The organism is Propioniciclava soli (assembly GCF_014858005.1).
GTDB classification, from domain to species: domain Bacteria; phylum Actinomycetota; class Actinomycetes; order Propionibacteriales; family Propionibacteriaceae; genus Propioniciclava; species Propioniciclava soli.
The window spans coordinates 21,095-41,406 of the sequence record NZ_JACYOT010000022.1 but is presented as its reverse complement, the minus strand read 5'-3'; the positions used below and the strand labels follow the sequence as shown (position 1 = coordinate 41,406).

Below are 20,312 nucleotides of genomic sequence, written 5' to 3'. Positions count from 1 at the left end.
CGCGCCCATGAGTTCGGCCGTGACGGTGCGGCCCGCCCCGCGACGGGGGTGGCGGGCCGACTCCTTCACCGGGGTGCGCGTGATCGTGTGGTTGGTGACGGCAGGGGTGGTCCTGACGCCGCTGGCGGCCATGGTTGCCCTGGCGGTCCAGGGTGACCAGTTCGCCCTGCTCGGCAGCGAGGACGTCGTCGTTGCGGCCCGCAACTCGGTGGTCACGTCGCTGGCCTCCGCGATCGGCGCCGTCGCGGTCGGCACGTACCTCGCGATCGTGCTGGACCACACCGACCTACGCGGCCGCGCGGCGCTGCGCCTGTTCGCCCTCTCCCCGATGTTCATCCCCCCGTTCGTGGGCGCCATCGCCTGGCTGGGGGTCTTCGGCCCGACCATGGGGGTCAACCGCGTCTGGAGCGATGGGTTCGGGGCGCCGCTGTGGAACATCTACGGCGCCGACGGCATCATCTTCCTCCTCACCGTCCACTCCTACCCGCTGGCGTACCTGATCATCGGTGCGGCTCTGCGGCGGATCCCGTCCGATCTTGAGCAGGCGGCCAGGATCGCCGGCGCCAGCGGCGTCGGGGCGCTGCGTGACGTGACGATCCCGCTGCTGCGCCCGGCCCTCGTGGCGTCCTTCACCCTGACGTTCGTCTCGAACCTCGCCGACTTCGGCATCCCGGCCATCATCGGCCTGCCCGAGCGCTACTACACGCTCGCCACCCTCATCTACCGCTCCATCCAGTCCGGCACCGTGGCCGCGCCGCTCAGCGTGGTCTCCACCATCGGCGTCGCCCTGCTGGCCATGGCCGTCGTGGCCGCGCTGCTGGACGCCCGCGTCAACCGCCAGCACACGGAGCTGGACTCCACCGCCGTGGTGCGCCACCGGCTGGATCTGGCGGGCGCTAGGCTTCCGCTGTCGGCCCTCACGTGGCTCGCAGCCCTGGCGATCACCGTGCTGCCCATCGTGGCGCTCGCCACCCAGGCCGTTCTGCCCGCCCCTGGGGTGCCGCTGGCCTGGGAGCACCTCACGTTGGACAACTTCGGCCGCGCCCTGGGGCTGCGCTCGACGCAGGTGGGGGTGCGCAACTCGCTGATGCTGGCCGGGCTCGCCGCGGCCATCTGTGCCGTCCTGGGCCTGCTGGTGGGGCTCGTCACGACGCGCACGCGGGCACGGGGCAACGCCCTGCTCAACGGCCTGGCCATCCTGCCCCAGGCGATCCCGGGCACCGTGATCGCGGTCGGCTGGCTGATCGTCGCCCCGACGCTGGGGCTGTTCAACACCCCCTGGCTGATCCTGGTCGCCTACGTCATGGCGTTCCTCGCCCTGGTCGTCCAGGCCGTGTCCGCGCCGCTGCGCGGCATCCCCGTCACGCTCGAGGAGGCGGCCCGGGCCTCGGGCGCGACGCAGACCCGGGCCCTGTTCGACATCGCGTTGCGGCTGGCCATCCCCGCGGCCGTCACGGGCGGTGCGATGGTGTTCCTCACGGCCGTGCGCGAGCTCACGATCTCGGCCCTGCTGCGCAGCCCGGGCACCCAGACGCTGGGCGTCGCCATCTTCGACCTGCAGCAGGCGGGCAACTACAACGCCAGCTCGGCGCTCTCGCTGCTGGTCACCATCGTCGGGCTGCTGGGCATCGCCCTGCTGGCCGGGAGGGAGAGGAACTGACATGGCAGGCGTCACGCTCGCGGAAGTGGGGCTCACCTACCCGGACGGCCACACGGCCCTGACGGGGGTGGATCTCGAGGTGGCCGACGGCGAGTTCGTCGCCCTCGTCGGCCCGTCGGGGTCGGGCAAGACGACGCTGCTGCGCACCGTCGCGGGGTTCCTGGCGCCCAGCCGGGGCACCGTGGCCATCGGGGGCGAGCCCGTCGCCTCGCCGGGCGCGGGAGTCCCGCCCGAGGGGCGCCGGCTCGGCATGGTCTTCCAGCAGCACGCCATCTGGCCCCACATGAGCGTCGGCGCCAACGTCGCCTACCCGCTCCGGCGGGCCCGCCGTCCGCGCGCCGAGATCGGCGAGCGGGTGACCGAGGTGCTGGCCCTGGTGGGGCTCGACGGCTACGCCGACCGCAACCCGGCGACGCTGTCGGGCGGGCAACGGCAACGGGTCGCGCTCGCCCGCGCCCTCGCGCCGACGCCCCGGGTGCTCCTGCTCGACGAGGCGCTCTCCGCCCTCGACGAACCGCTGCGCGACCAGCTGCGGGTGGAGCTGCGCTCGCTCACGCGGCAATTGGGCCTCACGGTGATCCACGTCACCCACGACCGGGACGAGGCGCTCGCCCTGGCCGACCGCATCGCGGTGCTGGACGCCGGCGCGATCGTCCAGGTCGACACGCCCGAGCGGCTCCTGCACGAACCCGCCACTCCGTTCGTCGCGGGCTTCCTCTCCGACGCGACGCTGCTGCCCGGTGAGCTGACCGACAGCGGGTTCGTCGCCGACGAGCACCCGCTGCGCCTCGCGCGGGACGTCGTGGTGGGGCCAGGCCGGGGGAGCGGCACCCTGGCCGTGCTGCCCGGGGACGTCGTGCTGCACGAAGGCGCCCCCGGCGGGGAGGAGGGCAGGGCCGAGGTCGTCAGCTCCCTGTACGGACGCACCGCCTCCGACGTGATCGTGGACTGGCACGGCCTTCGGCTGCGCGCCGAGAGCGACGGGCGTCCGGTCGTCGGTGCCCGGGTACGCCCGGAGGTGCGCCGAGCCCTGTTCTACCCGGACGTCGCCGGCACCGCCGGGTGACCCACGCTGCGGGAGTGCCCGGGGCGGGAATACCCTGACCCGCCCCGAGGTTGAGTCTGGTGAACTCAACTTCGCAGGTGAGTCTGCTAGGCTCAACCACGAAGTTCCCACGAACACCGGAGGTAACACACCATGGCCCGTGCAGTCGGTATCGACCTCGGCACCACCAACTCTGTCGTCGCCGTTCTCGAGGGCGGCGAGCCCACCGTCATCCCGAACGCCGAGGGCGCCCGCACGACGCCGTCCGTCGTCGCGTTCAGCAAGAACGGCGAGGTCCTCGTCGGTGAGGTCGCCAAGCGGCAGGCCGTCACCAACGTCGACCGCACGATCCGTTCGGTCAAGCGCCACATGGGCACCAACTGGTCCGTCGACATCGACGGCAAGAAGTACACGCCGCAGGAGATCAGCGCGCGCGTGCTCATGAAGCTCAAGCGGGACGCCGAGGCCTACCTCGGTGAGTCTGTCACCAACGCGGTCATCACCGTGCCGGCGTACTTCGGCGACGCCGAGCGTCAGGCCACCAAGGAGGCCGGCGAGATCGCGGGCCTGAAGGTCGATCGCATCATCAACGAGCCCACCGCCGCCGCCCTGGCCTACGGCCTCGACAAGGGTGACATCGAACAGACCGTGCTCGTGTTCGACCTCGGTGGTGGCACGTTCGACGTGTCGCTGCTCGACATCGCCGACGGCGTCTTCGAGGTCAAGGCCACCAAGGGCGACAACCGCCTCGGTGGCGACGACTGGGACCAGCGGGTCGTCGACTGGATGGTCACGCAGTTCAAGAACGCCAACGGCGTCGACCTGTCCAAGGACAAGATGGCCCGCCAGCGCCTCCAGGAGGCCGCCGAGCGCGCCAAGATTGAGCTGAGCTCCGCGCAGGAGACCTCCATCAACCTGCCGTACATCACGGCCGGCGCCGAGGGCCCGCTGCACCTCGACCTCAAGCTGACGCGCGCCGAGTTCCAGCGCCTGACGCAGGATCTGCTCGACCGCTGCCGCGCGCCGTTCAACAACGTCATCAAGGACGCCAACACAAGCGTCGACAAGATCGACCACGTGCTGCTCGTCGGCGGCTCGACCCGCATGCCGGCCGTCGCCGACCTGGTGAAGGAGCTGACCGGCGGCAAGGAGCCCAACAAGGGCGTGAACCCCGACGAGGTCGTGGCCCTGGGCGCGAGCCTGCAGGCAGGCGTCCTGAAGGGTGAGGTCAAGGACGTGCTCCTGCTCGATGTCACCCCCCTGAGCCTCGGCATCGAGACCAAGGGCGGCGTCATGACCAAGATCATCGAGCGCAACACGACGATCCCGACCAAGCGGTCCGAGATCTTCACCACGGCGGAGGACAACCAGCCCTCCGTGATGATCCAGGTCTACCAGGGCGAGCGTGACTTCGCCCGCGACAACAAGTCGCTCGGCAACTTCGAGCTGACCGGCCTGATGCCCGCCCCGCGCGGCGTGCCGCAGATCGAGGTCGGCTTCGACATCGACGCCAACGGCATCGTCCACGTGAACGCGAAGGACATGGCGACCGGCAAGGCGCAGTCCATGACCGTCACCGGCGGCTCGGCCCTCGGCAAGGACGACATCGACCGCATGATGAAGGACGCTGAGGCGCACGCGGACGAGGACCGTCAGCGCCGCGAGGCCGTCGAGATGCGCAACGAGGCGGACGCCCTGGCGTTCCGCACCGAGAAGCTCCTGAAGGACAACGAGGAGACGCTGACCGACGACATCAAGGCCCCGGTGCAGGAGTCGCTCGAGAAGCTGCAGGAGGCGCTGAAGGGCACCGACAACGACGACGACGTGAAGGCCGCGATGACCGACCTGAACGAGAAGGCGTCGGCGATGGGCCAGGCCATGTACGCGGCCGCCCAGGCGTCCCAGCAGGCGTCCGGCGACGACCAGGCCTACACCACCGAGGACGGCCAGGACGCCCCGGCGTCCGGCGACGACGACGTGGTGGACGCCGAGATCGTCGACGAGGACACCGACAACAAGTGACGCGGCCACCGGCCGTGTGACACCCGCCGGTGAGTGTGTCGGGGCTCCGGCCCCGGCACACTCGCTGGCCTACGCTGGCAGCAGCCCTGCGCGACGACGGCTGCGACGATGAGGAGAGACGTGAGCGACAACCACGACGAGAACCCCGACCTGGTGCCCGACGGCGAGGCCGTCGGCGACGGAGCGGAGACCCCGTCCTACGAGGTGCCCGACGACGCGTCGGCGCTGGACGCCGAGGCGTCCGCCGATGCCCCCACCGAGGGCAGTGCTCAGGAGCGCGCCGCGGCGTCCGACGCACCGGCCGAGGGTGCCAGCGACTGGGAGCGGGTGGCGTCCGAGCGCACCGCGGACCTCCAGCGCCTGCACGCCGAGTATGTCAACTACAAGCGACGCGTCGACCGCGACCGTGACGTGGCCAAGCAGCGCGGCATTGAGGCGGTCGTCACCGATCTGCTGCCCGTGTTGGACGGCATCGCCGCGGCCAAGCAGCACGACGAGGTCGGGGGCGGGTTCAAGATGATCGTCGACGAGCTGGAGAAGGTCACCAACAAGTACGGCCTGACCACGTTCGGCGAGGTCGGCGAGCCGTTCGACCCGAACCTGCACGAGGCGCTCATGCACGTGCCCTACCCCGAGGAGACCGACGTCACCGTGGTGTCGGCGGTCATGCAGAAGGGCGCCAGGCTGAACGACCGTGTGATCCGCCCGGCCCGCGTCGGCGTGGCCGACCCGTCCTGACCCAACGAGAGGAGGCGCCATGAGTACCAAGGACTGGCTCGAGAAGGACTACTACAAGATCCTGGGCGTCTCCAAGGACGCCAAGCCCGAGGAGATCAAGAAGGCGTTCCGGAAGTTGGCGCGGGAGAACCACCCGGACGCCAACCCCGGCAACGCCTCCGCCGAGAAGCGGTTCAAGGAGATCTCCGAGGCGAACTCCGTGTTGTCGGACGCCACGAAGCGCAAGGAGTACGACGAGCAGCGCAGCCTGTTCGGTGGCGCAGGCGGCTTCCGCTTCCCCGGCGGGGGAGGAGCGGCCGGACGTCCCGGCAACTTCGGCGGCGCCGGCGGCGTCAACATGGAGGACCTGTTCCGCAACGCCTCGGGCGGGGACGCCAACATCTCCGACCTGTTCGGCAACCTGTTCGGCGGCACCACGACCCGGCGCACCGGCGGCGTCCGCAACCCGCGCCGCGGCACCGACATCGAGGGTGAGGTCACGATCGACTTCAACCAGGCGGTCGAGGGCACCACGGTGCAGATGCAGACCGTCTCGGACGCCCCCTGCGCGGCCTGCCGGGGCACCGGCGCCCGCTCGGGCACGATGCCGAAGGTGTGCCCGACCTGCCAGGGCTCCGGCATGAAGTCGGCCCAGTCGGCCGGCGGGTTCAGCATCGCGGAGCCCTGCCCCGACTGCCGCGGCCGTGGCCTGGTGGTCGAGGATCCCTGCCCCGAATGCGGTGGCTCCGGCCGTGGGCGCTCGACGAACACCATGCAGGTCCGCGTCCCCGCCGGCGTCAACGACGGGCAGCGGATCCGCATCAAGGGCAAGGGCGGCGCCGGCGAGAACGGCGGCGCGGCGGGCGATCTCTACGTGCTCGTCAACGTCCGGGCCCACCCGGTGTTCGGCCGCAAGGGCGACAACCTGACCCTCGATGCGCCGGTCACGTTCGCCGAGGCCGCGCTTGGCGCGCAGATCGAGGTGCCCACCCTCGGAGGCCCGCGGGTGCGCCTGCGCATCCCCGCGGGGACGCCGAATGGCCGCACGTTCCGCGTCCGGGGCAAGGGCATCCGCAAGAGCAACGGGCAGCACGGCGACCTGCTGGTGTCCGTCGCCGTCCAGGTGCCCACGCAGCTGAGTTCCGAGGCCAGCGACGCGCTCAAGGCGTACGCGGACGCCGCGGGTGCCGGCGACCCGCGGGCGTCCCTGTTCGCCGGCTGAGGGTTCGGGGGCGACGATGACCGAGCACCTGCCCGCGACGATGGACGTGGACGCTCCGGTGTTCACCGTGACCGTCGCCGCCCGGCTCGCCGACATGCACCCGCAGACGCTGCGCGGCTACGACCGGCTCGGGCTGGTCGTGCCCCAGCGCTCGCGTGGGCGGGGCCGCCGCTACTCGCTGCGGGACATCGCCAAGCTGCGCCACATCCAGCACCTCTCGCAGGACGAGGGGATCAACCTGGAGGGCATCCGGCGAATCCTCGACCTGGAGGCCCAGTTGGACGACGCCCAGCAGCAGGTCACGCACCTGCTGGGGCTCGTGGCCGAGCGTGCCACGACGCCGGGTGCCCGGTTGTTCACCGCCGCCTCCACCGGCCAGGTGCACCTGGGGCGGACGTATCGCTCCCGGACGCCGCGCGCGCTGACCTCGGGCCGCTGACCCTGTGACACTGGGTCAGCCCGACAGCAGGTGGTGGAGGACGCGTTCGGGCCCCGCGACAAACCGCTTCAGGTCGACGACGAGGGCAAGGTCCTCCCACGCCGTGGGGGTCAGGCCGGCGTCCGACACCTCCCAGATCGTCGCACCCGGCAGCGCCGCCAGCACGGGGGAGTGGGTGGCCATGAGGATCTGCGTGCCGGGGGCGTCCAGCACCTCCAGCAGCAGGGCGAGCACCTTCAGGCTGGAGCTGAACGACAGGGCCGACTCGGGTTCGTCGAGCACGTAGAGCCCCGGGTGGGCGATGCCGCGGTGGTCGAAGAAGCGGTCCCCGATCAGATCCAGGAACGACTCGCCGTGGCTGCGTTCATGGAAGGACCCCATGCCGGACTCCTCCAGGTAGGTGAAGAACCCATGCATCGTCTCGGCGCGGAGGAAGTAGCCGCCCCGCCCCCCGCCGACACCGCGGACGAGCTGCAGATCGGCCGCGAGGGAGGATTCCGTGCGCCGGGTGTGGTGCATCGCGCCCGTCGAGCCGCCCTCCGGGCTGAGGCCGAACTGCTCGGCGATCGCCTCCACGAGGGTGGACTTGCCGGTGCCGTTCTCCCCGACCACGATCGTCGCCCGCCCAAGGTCGATGCCGTCGGTGAGCAGCGTCCGGACCGCCGCGATGTCGTAGGGCCAGCCCCGCCGCTCCCCCTCGATGCCGCTGCGGGCCTCGACGCGCCGCACCGGAAGGCCGATGCCGGGAATGCCGGGACTGGTCCGCTTCGCCATGACGCCAGCGTAGGAGCGGCGTCCGACGTTTTCCGGCCCGACCTGCGCGTCGCTGGGCACGGGGGAATACGTGGAGGACGCCAGCGGGCACGGCCGTCGGCGTCGTCTGGCGGGTCGGGGGTCGTCTCGCATGTCGGGGGTGTGGCCGGCTCGTGCGGGGCCCCTTGGGTGGGTGTGATTGAATCGTTTGGTGACAGCTTCCGAGTGTGACGGAGACCAATGATGAGCGGCCCCACTGCCGCGTCCTCCCGCGTGTGGCGACGCCTTGGCGTTCTGGCGCGCGACGCCCTGCTGCGCGGCCTGCCCCCGGCGGAGCTGCGTTCGATCCTGGCCGATGTGGCGCGCGTCCGCGCCGGCGCGCTGACCGACGTCGACCTGATGAAGCGGTGGCGTGAGGATCGCTACCTCACCCCCGCGCCCGTCGATCCGCGCGCGCTGCTGGCGCTGCAGGGCGCCCTGTGGCGCGCCCTGCCCGAGGAATTCAGTGGGCTGGAGCTCTCGCCGCTGACCACCTTGGGCTCGGTGTCGCACCTGAGCGGCGTCAGCCAGAACCGGGTCATCACCACCGTGCGGGGCAACGAGAGTGTGCTCGACCCGGTGCACCCGCTGGCCCTCGAGGCGTCCCGTCTTCGTCGCAGCGGTCACAGCCGCGTCCACCTGGCCGCCGCCATCCGCGCCGCCCATGCGTGGGACAACGGCCCCCAGGCGCAGCACGAGACCCGCTTCGGCCTCGTCTCGAGCGCACCTGACAGCGGAGCCTTCCTCACCGAGGCCGACCTGCTCGACCTGCACCTCGACTACTGGCGCGAGATCGTCGGCACGCTGGTGCCCGGCGGGCGCATCGAGCTGCACACGCCCGAGGCGGCCATCGCCGAGCGCGTCGCGGACCGCGGCAGCGCGGACGGCCTGATTGTGGTGACCGTGGACGCCCCGGGCGCCTACCGGAACCCCTACACCGCCGCCGCGTTCCGCATCCTCGGGCCGGACGGCCTCGAGCTCGGCGACGGTGGCCTCGTCCCGTGGACGCAGGCGCTCACGCGCAACCGCAAGGACCGCTGCCTGGTCTCCGGCATCAGCGTGGACGCCCTCCTGGCCGTCGCGCCCGAGGGCTCCGGCGCCGACTGACCGCGGCGCCGGACGGCGGCCGGGTTCAGCCCGTGATGTCGTAGCGCTGGAGTCGCTTGCGGTCGCGCTTGGTGTTGGACGCCTGCAGCGCCAGCAACTCGGCGTAGATGCCGCCGCTGTCGGCCAGCTCCTCGGGCGAGCCGACCTCGTCGATGCGACCGTCGCGGAGCGTGATGATGCGGTCGACCGTCGAGATCGTCGAGAGCCGATGCGCGATGATGAGGCTCGTGCGCTCGGCCATGAGCTCCTCCAGGCCGGCCTGGACGAGCCGCTCGGCGCGGGAATCCAGCGAGCTCGTCGCCTCGTCCAGCACCAGCAGGGGGGCGTCCTTGAGCATGGCGCGGGCCACGGCGATCCGTTGCTTCTGGCCACCGGAGAGCTTGATGCCGCGTTCGCCGATCTCGGCGTCGTAGCCGTTCGCCAGTCGAGCGATGAAGTCGTGCGCGTGGGCGCGACGGGCCGCCTCGACGATCGCGTCGCGGCTCGCACCGGGGCGTCCGTAGGTGATGTTCTCCGCGATCGTGCCGGAGAACAGCGAGGCGTCCTGGAACACCACGCCGGTCCGGGCGCGCACCTCGGCCAAGGGCATCGTGCTGGCGTCCACCCCGCCCAGACGCACCGTGCCGGCGTCCGGCGCGTACAGCCCGAGCAGCAGGTTCACCAGCGTGGTCTTGCCGCCGCCGGACTCGCTCACCAGCGCGATGCGCTCCCCGGGTGCCGCCGCGAAGGTGATGTCGCGCAGCACCTCCGTGTCGTCGTAGCCGAACCGCACGTGCTCGAAGGCGAACGCTGCGGCGTCCGGATCGGCCATCACCTGCGGGGCCGGCGGCGCCAGCACAGCCGCGGGGGAGCCCGGCGCGGCGTCCAGGTCGGGGGAGCGCACGTCGCCGATGGCGGCGCGCGGCTCGGGCAGCTCGTCCATCACCTCGAAGTAGCTGCGGGTGCCGGCGATGGCGTGCTGAGAGGCGTCCACGAGATAGCTCATCATCATCACCGGCGTGCGCGCCATGCCCATGAGCTGCAGCAGCATCACCATGTCGCCCAGGGTGAACTCCCCGCCGGCCGTGCGGACGAAGATGATCACGTAGATACCGAAGAAGATGACGTTGATCGAACCGCGGCGGGCGACGTCCATCAGGTGCCACCAGCGGGACTGCTCGTGCGTCGTCGCGACGGTGCTGCGGTAGTGGTCGTCGAACCGGTCGAGTTCGTCGCGCTCGCGGACGAAGCTCTTCACGACGCGGATCTGGCCGACGGCCTCGGCGAACCGGCCGCCTGCCAGGTCGAGCTGCAGGTTCTTGCGGCCCTCGAGGGTCTGCCAGCGCTTCGAGGTCAGCATCGTGAGCCACGTGAAGAGGGGATAGACGATGAACAGCAGCAGCGCCAGCGGCCAATAGTAGAAGCCGGCGATGACGAGGACGGCCACCACGGTGATGAGCGTGGGGAAGAAGTTGTTCGAGAACGACGCGAGAAACTGGGTGAGCTCGATGATGGACCGGTTGAGCCGGTTGATGATCGTGCCCGTGAGTTGGGTGTCGAAGTAGCGCTGCGGCAGCCCGAGCAGCTTGTTGTAGTAGCGCGAGCTCAAGATGGCGCGCAGCCGCATCGACATCGTGTCGCCGAGATACCCGCCGATGTTGCTGAGCAACGTGTTGGCCAGCTCGACGGCCAACAATCCGGCGGCGATCCAGACCAGCGCGGACACGCCGCGTCCGCCCCCACCCACCTGGGCGACCACCTCGTCGGTGGCCAGCTTGGTGAGGTAGGGCGTCAACAGAGCGGTCGCGGCGATGAGGACGGACGTGATGACGATGCCGACGTAGCGCGGCGTCAGCTGGTGGGCCTCGCGGAGCGCGCGCAGGATGCTATCCATGGTGTTCCCGTCAGGCGTGGGTGCGGAGCAGGTGGGTGAGATGCCGCTCGACGGCGGGCCAGGCGTCGTCGGTGATCGCATACTGTGCCGTGTCGGTCACCGTGCCGTCGCGGGTGACGCGGTCGTTGCGGATGCGGCCCTCGAAGACGGCGCCGAGGCGCTCGATGGCCCGGCGCGACTCATGGTTGAACCACGTGGCCCGGAACGCGACGCGGCGGCAGCCCCACGCCTCGAACGCGTGCCGCAGCAGGAGCAGCTTGCTCTCCGTGTTGGTACCGGTGCGGCGGGCCGATGCCGCGTTCCAGGTGGATCCGATCTCCACGGCGGGGACCGCGGGGAGCGGGTTGAGGTACGTGGTCACACCGATGATCCGGTCATCGGCCAGCCGGCGCGTGGCGAAGGGCAGCAGCGCGCCGCGTCCGGCCTGCTCGAGCTTGGCGGCGATGTCGGACGCGACGCCGTCCGGCGTGGGGGCGTTGGTGTACCAGAGCTCCCCGACGTTGCCGTCGCGCACGGCGTCGCGCACGGCGTCCGCATGGTCGGGGGTGAGCGGTTCCAGCCGAACGAGCCGGCCGCTCAGGGTCACGGGGTCGAGGAACGCCACGAACGACGATCCTAGCCCGCGGCCCCGACACTTCTTCGGCCGGCGTCGTGCGCCGTGGGAGAATGGGTGCCCCCGCGAGAGAGGACGCCATGCTTCAGCGCTCACCGGTGACGGCCGGACGCCGCACGCTCACCTTCCGCCTGCCGGGCGACCACGGCCGGATCTCGGTGTGCGGCACGTTCAACGACTGGACGCCCGGGGTGCTGGTGATGGAGCACGCCGCCGACGGCTGGCTGGAGGCGTCCGTCACGGTGGCGGCGGCCGAGCCCGTGGTGTTCCGCTACCGCAGCGACCGGGACTGGTGGTTCGACGAGTTGGACGCCGACGCGATCACCGGTGAGGGCAGCGTCGTCGAGCCCGAGGCGGACGCCGCCGCCCTGGCCGATGAGGAGATGCCCGGGGCCGCCGAGGAGGCGGTGCCGGACGAGGAGCATGGGGTACCCGAGGGTCCGGCGGGAGTTGTTGCCGAGGGTGAGCGGCCGGAGACCCCCGCGGACGTGGCCGTCCGCAAGGAGGCCAAGCTGCGCAAGAAGCGGGCGAAGATGGCCCAGCAGGCCGAGGAACGACGCCGCGAGATCGAGAAGAAGCGCATCGCCGCCGAGAAGCGCGCCAAGAAGAAGGCGGAGGAGGCCGAGGCGCACGCCATCAAGGTGGCCCGCGAGGCCGAGAAGGCCAAGGAGGCCGCCCGCAAGGCGGTCGCCAAGGCGGCGAAGAAGGCCCAGGAGGCCCGCATGGCGCACCGGCTGCAGGCTGAGCGCCGCGCCCGCGCCTCGCAGGAGGCTGCGGCCGCAGCGGCCGAGGTGCAGGCGCTGCGGACGCCGGCGTCCGCCGCCTCGGACGCCGACGAGCCGGCCCATCCGGGGTAGAGCGGTGCCTCCTGAGCACGCCGACGCCATCGCCCGGGTGCTGCTGGCCGTCAGCGTGATCCCGGCGGGACGGGTGGCGACCTACGGCGACATCGGGCGTGTGGCCGGGGTCGGGCCGCGTCAGGTGGGGGCGGTGCTGCGCGACCACGACGAGCGCGAGCAGGGCGCGTCGGTGCCGTGGTGGCGGGTGTTGTCGGCGTCGGGCACGTCACCGGTGCTGGACGCGGCGCGTCCGTTCTGGGACGCCGAGGGCATCACGGTGGACGCGTCGGGGCGTGGCTGCCGGCTGCGCGCGTACCGCGCCGACCCCCATCAGCTGGCGGCCGACTACGCCGCCGCCCTGACCGCCGGGGCGGCTGGGCCCGACGGTCGCGGCGTCACGCTCAGCTGACGCCGACGGCGTCCGGCAGGGGGGCGGACGCGCGGGGCCGGCGAATGGTGAGTACGACGACCGCGGCCAGGCCGCACAGCACGGCCGCGATGAACCAGGCGGCGTCGTAGGTGCCGGCGTCCTGGCGCAGCACCCCGGCCAGCGTGGCGCCCGCGCCGGCGCCGATCATGTGGCTCGCGAACACCCAACCGAAGACGATGCCGGAGGCCTGCAGCCCGAAGTGCTGGCGGCACAGGGCGACGGTGGGCGGCACGGTCGCCACCCAGTCGAGGCCGTAGAAGATGATGAAGAACCACATGCCGGCGGTGAGGTCGGGGCCGATGAACTGCGGCAGGGCCAGCAGCGCGATGCCGCGTCCGCCGTAGTAGAGGGCCAGCAGGATGCGGGAGTCGACGCGGTCGGTGAGCCAGCCCGAGCCGATCGTGCCGATGATGTCGAAGGCGCCGATCATCGCGAGCAGCATGGCGGCGAGCATGGACGACATGCCGTGATCGGCCGCGGCAGAGATGAAGTGGGTCTGGATGAGGCCGTTGGTCGACCACCCGCACACGAAGAACGACCCAGCCAGCGCCCAGAACGACCAGTGACGCGCGCCGAGGGCCAGCGCGGCGAAGGCGGAGCCGACGGCCCCGCGGCCCGCCGCCGAGGACGCCTGCTGGGTCGAGCGCGGGTGCTGGGTCGGGTGCTGGGCAGCGGCCGAGGGCAGGGGCGTGTCGAGCGCGACGGTCGGCTCGCCGTAGGGGCGCAACCCCAGGTCGGCCGGCCGGTCGGCCATGAGCCCCAGCACCAGCGGCACGAGGGCCAGCGACACGAGCGCGACGGATCCGGCCGCCCACCGCCACCCGGGGCCGTCCGCGAGCGCGGCGATGACGGGCAGAAAGCTGAGCTGGCCGGTCGCGTTCGCGGCGGAGAACACCCCCGTCACCAGGCCGCGGTGCGCGCTGAACCACCGGTTGGCGACGATCGCGCCGAGCACGAGCGCCATCGCACCGGTGCCGACGCCGATGAAGGCGCCCCACAGCACCCACAGGTGCCAGGGCTGGGACATGACAGTGGTGAGCGCAGAGGAGACCCCCACGATCGTCAGCGCTGCGGCGACCGTGGCCCGGACGCCCCAGCGCTCCATGATCGCGGCCGCGAACGGGGCGGTGAGGCCGTAGAGCACCAGGTTGAGGGAGACAGCCCCGGACGTGGTCGTGCGGTCCCAGCCGAACTCGGTCTCGATGGGGATGAACAGCACTCCGGTGGACGACCGGAACGCCGCCGCCGACACCAGCGCGAGCAGCGTCACCACCGCCACCCACCACGCCCGGTGCACGCTCCGCCTCGTCCTCACGGCACGAGGCTAGGGCGAGCACCCCGGCGGACGGCCGGGTGTCCACCCCCCGGCTGGTGCCCCACGGTCGGGTCCGTGACCGGTGGCGCGGGGGGCTCAGGCCGTCGTCACTCGTCCAGCCAGGCGGCGTACGCGTCGAAGCTGTAGGGGCGGCCCAGGAATTCGGCGACCAGGTCGGCGGCGTCCTTCGTGCCTCCGGGGGCGAGGACGCGGTCGCGGTAGCGGGTCGCGACCTCGGCGTCGAAGAGGTGGTCGGGGTCGAAGGCGCTGAACATGTCCTTGGCGATCACGAGGCTCCACATGTAGGTGTAGTAGCCCGAGCCGTAGCCGTCGAGGTGGCCGAAGCTGGCCGGCATGCAGGTGCCCTCCACGTAGGGGAACATCGAGTAGCGCTCCTGCAGCTCCCGGGTGCGGCCCACGAGGTCGGCCGGGTTCTCGCGGTGGAGGTGGTACGACAGGGCCGCGTAGAACATCTGGGTGCGCGCGAAGTAGCCCTTGCCGAAGTCATCGGCGCGGCGCATGCGGGCCACCAGGTCGGCCGGGATGGCCGCGCCGTCGGTGTTCGTGGCGAAGGTGGCGAGCACCTCGGCGTCCCACGCCCACTCCTCGAGCATCTGGCTGGGCGCCTCCACGAAGTCCCACTCGGTGGCGACGCCGGAGAACTCGACCCAGGGCTGGTGTCCGCCCACGAGGTGGTGCACGAGGTGCCCGAACTCGTGGAACAGGGTGACGACGTCGGAGTGCTCCATGAGGCCGATCGGGAAGTTGCAGACCAGCGTGCCCTCGGGCAGGTACCGCCCCTCGACGCCGTTGACCAGGTTGAACTGGGCGGCGTGCTTGAACTTGCCCTCGCGCGGGTGCAGGTCGAGGTAGATGCGACCCAGCGGCGCGCCGTCGGCGGTGCGGGTGACGTCGTGGGCCGTCACGGCCTCGTGCCACACCGGCAGGTCGGGCCGCGGGGTGTAGGTGAGGCCGAACAGGCGTCCGGTCACGTCGAGCAGCCCGGCGCGCACGCGCGCGAAGTCGAAATAGGTGCGGACGAGTTGGGCGTCGACGTCGTGCTGCTCGCGGCGCACCGCCTCGGCGTAGTAGGCGGCGTCGGAGGACTCGACGCGCTCGGCGTCCGGCCGATCCTGGCGCAGGCGCTCCAGCAGAATGCCGAGGTCGCGCTCGGCGGGGGCGAGGGCGGCGTCGGCGATCTTGTCGATGAACTCCTCGATGGCCGCGCCGGTGCCGATCATCTTGACTTCGGCGTCGAAGTCGGGCCACGAGTCGTAGCCGAGCAGGCCGGCGAGCTCGGCGCGCAGCCCGAACAGCTCGTGCAGCACCGGCACGTTGGCCGGGAAGCCGATGGTGAGCGACGCGATCGAGAGCGCCCGGCGGGCGTCGGCGTCGTGGGCGAACGTGCGGAACGGCACGGCGTCCGGGTAGTCGGTGGTCACCGTGACGAGGCCGTCGGCGTCCGCGGGGTGCGCGTCGATCCAGTCCTGCGGCAGGCCGGCGAGCTGCTCGGGCGTGACCCGGATCGACTTCGTGCCCTCGCGGATCGTCTTGGCGAACGTCTGGCCGAGCACCGTCAGGCGCTCGCGGATCTCCTTGATGCGCGCCCGGGTCTCCGGGTCGGCGGCCACCCCGGAGCGGCGGAACGAGCGCAGCGTGCGCTCCAGCAGCCGGCGGCCCTGCTCGTCCAGGCCCGCCTCGTCCTGCTCCGCACCGCCCAGAACAGCGTCGTCGAAGCGGGCGAAGACGGCGTAGAGGTCGGGGTCGAGGCCGAACTCCGTGGAGAGCTGCCGGGCTTCGCGCGAGGCCTCGTCGGCGGCGTCCCGCACGCCCGCGTCGGGGTGCACCTCGCTGAACAGGGAGCTGCGGGCCATCGTGGAGCCGAGCGCGATGTCGACGTCGTTCCAGGCCTGCAGCGTGGCCAGCGCCGTGGCGGGCGGCTGTTCCTTGAGGGCGGCGACACCGGCGCGTGCGGCGGCGAGGGCCTCGTCGGAGGAGTCCTTCAGCCAAGCGAGGTAGGCCTCGGCGTCGGGCGCGGGCAGGTCGAGCGGAGTCGGTGCAGTCACCGCTCCACCCTAGCCGCGGGCCACCCGGCCGCGCGTCGCCGGTCAGGAGCCGGCGACCCCGCGCTTCCAGTAGCCCATGAACGCCACCTGCCCCTTGGGCACGTCGGCGGCGCGCGCCTCGGCGCGCAGGGCACGCACCCAGCTGGCCTCACCGGCGACCCAGCCGTAGCGGACGCCGTCCGCGGCGGCCTCGTCCCACAGCAGCTCGTCGGCGGCGGGGTCGTCGGCGGCGGGGTCGGTGGCGGCGGCATCGGCGAGGGCCGCGACCGCCGCCCCGGACGGGGTTCGCGGGGCGCCGAACAGCCCCACCGCCTGCTCGCCGCGGGCCCGGACGCGCCACTCGACGCGGACGCCGCCCGGCGCGGGGAACGCCCGGACGTCGTCGGCCTCGGGCACCTCCAGGACGATGCGGCCCGTGGTGTCGGACGCCAGCGCCGCGGCGATGTTGACCACGGCGGGCAGGGCCGTCTCGTCCCCGACGAGCAGCACCTCCCGGGCCGCGCCCGGCTGCCACGCGACCCCGACGGTGTCGTGCCCGGGCCGGGTGACGTCGCCGGCGACCAGCAGGCAGGGGGTGCCGGGCTCGGCCTCGAGGGCGAACCGCAGCCCCGGCGCCGGCTCGTCGCCGTGCAGGGGGTGGATCGCGACGTCGATGTCCACCTCGCCCGCGCCGTCGTCGGTGGGGCGCACCGCGCTCAGCGTGTAGGTGCGCAGGGCGGGGCGGTCGGCGTCCGGGGCGGCGAGCCAGGTCGGGTACCAGTCGTCGGTGCCGGCCAGCCCGGCCAGCACATCCGGGGCGCCGAACAGCAGCTTGACCCGCTGGTCGAGCAGCACGGGGCTGCAGTCGCCGAGGTCGGCCCCGGCGAGGGTGATCCGGACGAAGCTGGGGGAGACGCGCTCGCGTCCGGCCAGCGTGGTGGCGAAGGTGCGGTAGGGGTTCATCGATCTCCTCGTTGGGCATACATCAGCCACCAGAACACGGGTGCGCCGACGAGGGCGCACACGAGCCCGACGGGCAGTTGGGCGGGGGCGAGCACAGAGCGGCCGAGGGTGTCGGCGGCCAGCACGAGCAGGGCGCCGAGGACGACGGCCAGGCCGGTCATGCGGCGGTGTTGCGGCCCGACGAGCAGCCGGGCCAGGTGGGGCGCGATCAGGCCGACGAACCCGATGACGCCGACGGCGGCGGTGGCGGCGCCGGTGAGCAGCACGGCGGCGAGCAGCGCGGACGCCCGCACCCGGGCCTGGCGGACGCCGAGCAGCCGCGGGGTGTCGTCGTCGAGCTGCACGAGGTCGAGGTCGCGGCGCAGCGCGAGCGCGGCGACGCCCAGCAGCACGACCAGCGCCGCGACGGGCGGCAGGCTGGCGGCCATGGTGCCGTAGGTCGAGCCGCCCAGCCACGTGATGGCGCGCGACTGGTTCCAGGGGTCGGTGCTCACCACGAGCAGGGTGCCCAGCGCCTGGCCGCCGGCCGCGACGCCCAGACCGACGAGCACCAGCCGGGTGGGGTTGAAGCCGCCGCGCGCCGCGAGGGCGAACAGCAGTGCCCCGGCGGCCAGGGCCCCGGCGAGCGCCACCGCCGTGACCGCCCAGGTCGGGATGCCGACGCCGACCCGGGAGCCCCCAATGATGACCGCCAGCGCGCCGACGCCGGCCCCGGCGGACACGCCGAGCAGGCCCGGTTCGGCCAGCGCGTTGCGCGTGACCGCCTGGGTGAGGGTGCCGGCGAGGGCCAGGGCGGCGCCGGCCAGCACGGCGGCGGCGACGCGCGGCCAGCGGGCGTCCAGCATGAAGGTGATGCGGGGCGAGGCGCGCCCCTGCAGCCAGTAACCGATGTCGCCGAGCAGCAGCCAGCCGTCGCCGGCGAGCAGGGCGAGGGTGGCGCCCACGACCAGCAGGGCCGCGAGGCCGCCGGTCAGCCACCCCGCCCAGCGGGCGAGGCGCGCCCCGCCGGCGAGGGTGGCGTTGGCGTCCGCCCGGCCGGTCCGCATGCCCTGGGAGAGGATGACGAGGAACACCGCTCCGAGCAGGGTGGTGAGGACGCCGGTGGGGATCGCGGCGGCCTCGGCGGCGCCGATCGCGGCGCGCAGCACGACGTCGGAGCCGAGCACCAGCAGCGCCCCGGTGAGCGCGGCGGCAAGGACGAGCGGCCGGTGGCGGTGCAACCCGGGGACGCGGGTGGCCGCCAGCCGCACGAGCGCGGGGGCACACAGGCCGACGAACCCGATCGGCCCGGCCAGGGCGACCGAGACGGCCGCGAGGAACACGGCCACGAGCACCACCACCAGCCGGTTCGCGACCACGTTGACGCCGAGGGTGCGGGCCTGGTCGTCGCCGAGCTGGAGGAGGTCGAGGCGTCCGCCGAGTGCCACCATGGCCACGACGCCCACCGCGATGAGGGCGGCGGCGCGGACGACCGAGCCGGGGTCGGACTGGCTGAGCGAGCCCGCACCCCAGGCGAACAGACCCTGGGTCTGCTGGCTGAAGACGATCAGCAGCGCCGAGGTGAGGCTCGAGAGTGCGAGGGTGAGCACCGAGCCGCCGAGGATGAGCCGTACCGTCGAGCCACCGCCGCCGGTGAGCACGAACGCGAGACCGGCCGCCGCCAGTCCACCGACGAGCGCGACCACCGAGCCGCCGATCACCCCGGTCGACAACCCGAACGCCGACACGAGCGCCAGCGCGAGGTACGCGCCGGCGTTCACCGCGAGGGTGTCCGGCGAGGCGAGGGGGTTGCTCGCCACGGCCTGCAACGCCGCGCCGGACGCCCCCAGCGCGGCCCCGACCGCCAGCGCGGCCCCCAGCCGGGGCAGCCGCGAGGCCACGACGATGCCGCCGGTGGTCGCGGAGGCGTCCCCGCGCAGCCAGGCGAGCAGGTCATCCAGGCCCACGCTGGCCGTCCCCTGGGTGAGGTGCACCACCGACAGCCCGACCATCAGCACCAGCCCGGCGCCGAAGAGCCAGGCCAGCAGCCGCCCCGCCCCCGCCGGCACGTGCGCGCGGGCGGCTGTGCCGGGCCGAGTGCGGTGCCGGGAGGGGGCGGGCCGGGTGGGGGTGGGCAGGGTCATCGGGGTGCGCTGGGCTTCGGTGTGTCGGGCGTCGGAGAGCCGGGCGTCAGGCGAGCTGGGCGACGAGATCGTCGGCCCACTGCATCATGGACATCGGGCCGCCGTAGACCCAGATGTGCAGCGCGGCCGGGTGGACGTTGCCCGCCTGCACCGGCGCCAACCCGTCCCACAGCGGGTTGCCCGCCAGCGCGGCGAGCGGGTCGGCGTCGTCGTTGGCCCAGGAGAGGATCTGCGTGTCCGCAGGCAGTGTCGTGAGCGCCTCGAGATCCCACGAGCCGATGCCCCACGCGTCGTCGCCCGGCTCGGTGTAGGCGTTGGTCAGGCCCAGCTCCTCGGCGATCGCGCCCGGCACGGAGCGGGAGCTGTGCATCCGGAGGTCGGCTGTCGAGCCGGTCACGTTGATCCACGCGAAGATGTAGGGCGCCGTGACGCCGGAGAGGGCCGCCGCGGACTCCTCCAGCTTGGCGTCCAGTTGGCTCAGCACCTCCTGGGCGGCCGCCTCGCGGCCGAGCAGCAGCGCGACGGTGTTGAAGTTGTCGCGCAGGTTCTCGAGCTGGCGGGTGGCGTCGGCGCCCGTGAGCAGCACGACGGGGGCGATCTGCTCAGCCTGGGCGATGGCGTTCTCCGGGATGGAGCCGTTGACGCCGAGAATGAGGTCGGGCTCCGCGGCCGCGATGGATTCCAGGCTCGGCTCGGTGCGCAGGCCGACGTCCGGCGTCCCCTCGGGGAGCGTGACCGAGCTGACGTAGCTCGCGAAGCCGGCCGGGTCGGCGACGGCAACCGGCTCGACCCCGAGGGCCAGGACGTCCTCCGTGGGCCCCCACTCGAGCGTGACGACGCGGGTGGCGGGCCGCTCGAGCGTGACGGTGACACCGCGGCTGTCGATCACCCGGATCATGCCGGCGGCGTCACTGGTGGCGGTGGGTGAGCCGGCCGCGGCGCTCGGCGATCCGCCGGAGACGGTGGGGGCCTCGCTGGCCCCGCAGGCGGCGAGCACGGGCGCGGTCAGGGCGAGGCCCACGAGGGCGCGACGGGAGAAGGGCATGGTGATTCCTCGGTTCGGTTTCGGGTTCGGATCGGTTCTGGTCGGGCGGGATCGGGTGGGGC

At 72.7% G+C, this 20,312-nt stretch carries 17 protein-coding genes; 9 read left to right on the top strand and 8 right to left on the bottom strand.

The features are described from left to right. The first annotated feature begins 7 nt into the window (after positions 1 to 7). The 6 genes from IFY26_RS16630 to IFY26_RS16605 all read left to right on the top strand — a co-directional run bounded on the left by IFY26_RS16630 (position 8) and on the right by IFY26_RS16605 (position 7,105). Positions 8 to 1,660, top strand: a complete 1,653-nt coding sequence (locus IFY26_RS16630; RefSeq protein ID WP_232550126.1) for an ABC transporter permease — start codon at positions 8 to 10, stop codon at positions 1,658 to 1,660. 1 nt (position 1,661) lies between these two features. Beyond that, the gene (locus IFY26_RS16625; RefSeq protein WP_232550125.1) at positions 1,662 to 2,726 is read left to right on the top strand and encodes an ABC transporter ATP-binding protein; all 1,065 of its coding nucleotides are present in this window, start codon (positions 1,662 to 1,664) and stop codon (positions 2,724 to 2,726) included. Between the two features lie 132 nt (positions 2,727 to 2,858). Beyond that, positions 2,859 to 4,727, top strand: a complete 1,869-nt coding sequence (gene dnaK / locus IFY26_RS16620) for a molecular chaperone DnaK (protein WP_232550124.1) — start codon at positions 2,859 to 2,861, stop codon at positions 4,725 to 4,727. A gap of 225 nt (positions 4,728 to 4,952) precedes the next feature. Continuing rightward, the gene (grpE, locus tag IFY26_RS16615) at positions 4,953 to 5,465 is read left to right on the top strand and encodes a nucleotide exchange factor GrpE (protein ID WP_416046589.1); all 513 of its coding nucleotides are present in this window, start codon (positions 4,953 to 4,955) and stop codon (positions 5,463 to 5,465) included. Between the two features lie 19 nt (positions 5,466 to 5,484). Next, the gene (dnaJ, locus tag IFY26_RS16610) at positions 5,485 to 6,666 is read left to right on the top strand and encodes a molecular chaperone DnaJ (RefSeq protein ID WP_232550123.1); all 1,182 of its coding nucleotides are present in this window, start codon (positions 5,485 to 5,487) and stop codon (positions 6,664 to 6,666) included. Positions 6,667 to 6,682: 16 nt separating this feature from the next. After that, a complete protein-coding gene (locus IFY26_RS16605) occupies positions 6,683 to 7,105 on the top strand; it encodes a heat shock protein transcriptional repressor HspR (protein WP_232550122.1) in 423 nt (140 codons plus the stop codon). A 15-nt stretch (positions 7,106 to 7,120) separates the two neighbouring features. On the opposite strand, the gene IFY26_RS16600 is transcribed toward IFY26_RS16605, so the two are convergent. Then, positions 7,121 to 7,879, bottom strand: coding sequence for an AAA family ATPase (locus tag IFY26_RS16600; protein WP_232550121.1), 759 nt, complete (start codon positions 7,877 to 7,879; stop codon positions 7,121 to 7,123). 222 nt (positions 7,880 to 8,101) lie between these two features. Between IFY26_RS16600 and IFY26_RS16595 the strand changes: the two genes are divergently transcribed. Continuing rightward, complete coding sequence (locus tag IFY26_RS16595) at positions 8,102 to 9,004, top strand: hypothetical protein (protein WP_232550120.1); 903 nt, start codon at positions 8,102 to 8,104, stop codon at positions 9,002 to 9,004. 25 nt (positions 9,005 to 9,029) lie between these two features. Here the strand turns inward: IFY26_RS16595 and IFY26_RS16590 are convergent, their stop codons facing one another. Together IFY26_RS16590 and IFY26_RS16585 are read right to left on the bottom strand one after the other, a co-directional pair. After that, entirely contained in the window at positions 9,030 to 10,877 is a 1,848-nt protein-coding gene (locus IFY26_RS16590; RefSeq protein ID WP_232550119.1) for an ABC transporter ATP-binding protein, read from the bottom strand. Between the two features lie 10 nt (positions 10,878 to 10,887). Beyond that, complete coding sequence (locus IFY26_RS16585) at positions 10,888 to 11,481, bottom strand: GNAT family N-acetyltransferase (protein ID WP_232550118.1); 594 nt, start codon at positions 11,479 to 11,481, stop codon at positions 10,888 to 10,890. Between the two features lie 89 nt (positions 11,482 to 11,570). Between IFY26_RS16585 and IFY26_RS16580 the strand changes: the two genes are divergently transcribed. Together IFY26_RS16580 and IFY26_RS16575 are read left to right on the top strand one after the other, a co-directional pair. Continuing rightward, positions 11,571 to 12,347: an early set domain-containing protein gene (locus IFY26_RS16580; protein WP_232550117.1), complete on the top strand. Its 777-nt coding sequence runs from the start codon at positions 11,571 to 11,573 to the stop codon at positions 12,345 to 12,347. Positions 12,348 to 12,351: 4 nt separating this feature from the next. Further along, positions 12,352 to 12,738 carry an MGMT family protein gene (locus tag IFY26_RS16575; RefSeq protein ID WP_232550116.1) on the top strand — a complete coding sequence of 129 codons (387 nt, stop codon included), beginning with the start codon at positions 12,352 to 12,354 and terminating at the stop codon, positions 12,736 to 12,738. Here IFY26_RS16575 and IFY26_RS16570 read toward each other — a convergent pair. From IFY26_RS16570 to IFY26_RS16550, 5 genes are all read right to left on the bottom strand, one after another. Then, positions 12,731 to 14,074 carry an MFS transporter gene (locus IFY26_RS16570; RefSeq protein WP_232550115.1) on the bottom strand — a complete coding sequence of 448 codons (1,344 nt, stop codon included), beginning with the start codon at positions 14,072 to 14,074 and terminating at the stop codon, positions 12,731 to 12,733. The genes IFY26_RS16575 and IFY26_RS16570 overlap by 8 nt on opposite strands. Before the next feature lie 107 nt (positions 14,075 to 14,181). Then, complete coding sequence (locus IFY26_RS16565; RefSeq protein WP_232550114.1) at positions 14,182 to 16,140, bottom strand: M3 family metallopeptidase; 1,959 nt, start codon at positions 16,138 to 16,140, stop codon at positions 14,182 to 14,184. A 42-nt stretch (positions 16,141 to 16,182) separates the two neighbouring features. Next, complete coding sequence (locus IFY26_RS16560; protein WP_232550113.1) at positions 16,183 to 17,082, bottom strand: siderophore-interacting protein; 900 nt, start codon at positions 17,080 to 17,082, stop codon at positions 16,183 to 16,185. Then, complete coding sequence (locus tag IFY26_RS16555; RefSeq protein ID WP_232550112.1) at positions 17,079 to 19,205, bottom strand: iron ABC transporter permease; 2,127 nt, start codon at positions 19,203 to 19,205, stop codon at positions 17,079 to 17,081. The genes IFY26_RS16560 and IFY26_RS16555 overlap by 4 nt, the downstream gene beginning before the upstream one ends. Before the next feature lie 46 nt (positions 19,206 to 19,251). Beyond that, positions 19,252 to 20,250 (bottom strand): ABC transporter substrate-binding protein, encoded by a 999-nt coding sequence (locus IFY26_RS16550; protein WP_232550111.1) that lies wholly within the window; start codon positions 20,248 to 20,250, stop codon positions 19,252 to 19,254. Positions 20,251 to 20,312 lie beyond the last annotated feature (62 nt).

Coding starts and splice junctions, on each gene's coding strand:
- IFY26_RS16630 (WP_232550126.1), top strand. CDS start 8: ATGAGTTCGGCCGTGACGGTGCGGCCCGCCCCGCGACGGGGGTGGCGG.
- IFY26_RS16560 (WP_232550113.1), bottom strand. CDS start 17,082: ATGAACCCCTACCGCACCTTCGCCACCACGCTGGCCGGACGCGAGCGC.
- IFY26_RS16595 (WP_232550120.1), top strand. CDS start 8,102: ATGAGCGGCCCCACTGCCGCGTCCTCCCGCGTGTGGCGACGCCTTGGC.
- IFY26_RS16625 (WP_232550125.1), top strand. CDS start 1,662: ATGGCAGGCGTCACGCTCGCGGAAGTGGGGCTCACCTACCCGGACGGC.
- dnaK (WP_232550124.1), top strand. CDS start 2,859: ATGGCCCGTGCAGTCGGTATCGACCTCGGCACCACCAACTCTGTCGTC.
- IFY26_RS16600 (WP_232550121.1), bottom strand. CDS start 7,879: ATGGCGAAGCGGACCAGTCCCGGCATTCCCGGCATCGGCCTTCCGGTG.
- IFY26_RS16550 (WP_232550111.1), bottom strand. CDS start 20,250: ATGCCCTTCTCCCGTCGCGCCCTCGTGGGCCTCGCCCTGACCGCGCCC.
- dnaJ (WP_232550123.1), top strand. CDS start 5,485: ATGAGTACCAAGGACTGGCTCGAGAAGGACTACTACAAGATCCTGGGC.
- IFY26_RS16605 (WP_232550122.1), top strand. CDS start 6,683: ATGACCGAGCACCTGCCCGCGACGATGGACGTGGACGCTCCGGTGTTC.
- IFY26_RS16590 (WP_232550119.1), bottom strand. CDS start 10,877: ATGGATAGCATCCTGCGCGCGCTCCGCGAGGCCCACCAGCTGACGCCG.
- IFY26_RS16555 (WP_232550112.1), bottom strand. CDS start 19,205: ATGACCCTGCCCACCCCCACCCGGCCCGCCCCCTCCCGGCACCGCACT.
- IFY26_RS16580 (WP_232550117.1), top strand. CDS start 11,571: ATGCTTCAGCGCTCACCGGTGACGGCCGGACGCCGCACGCTCACCTTC.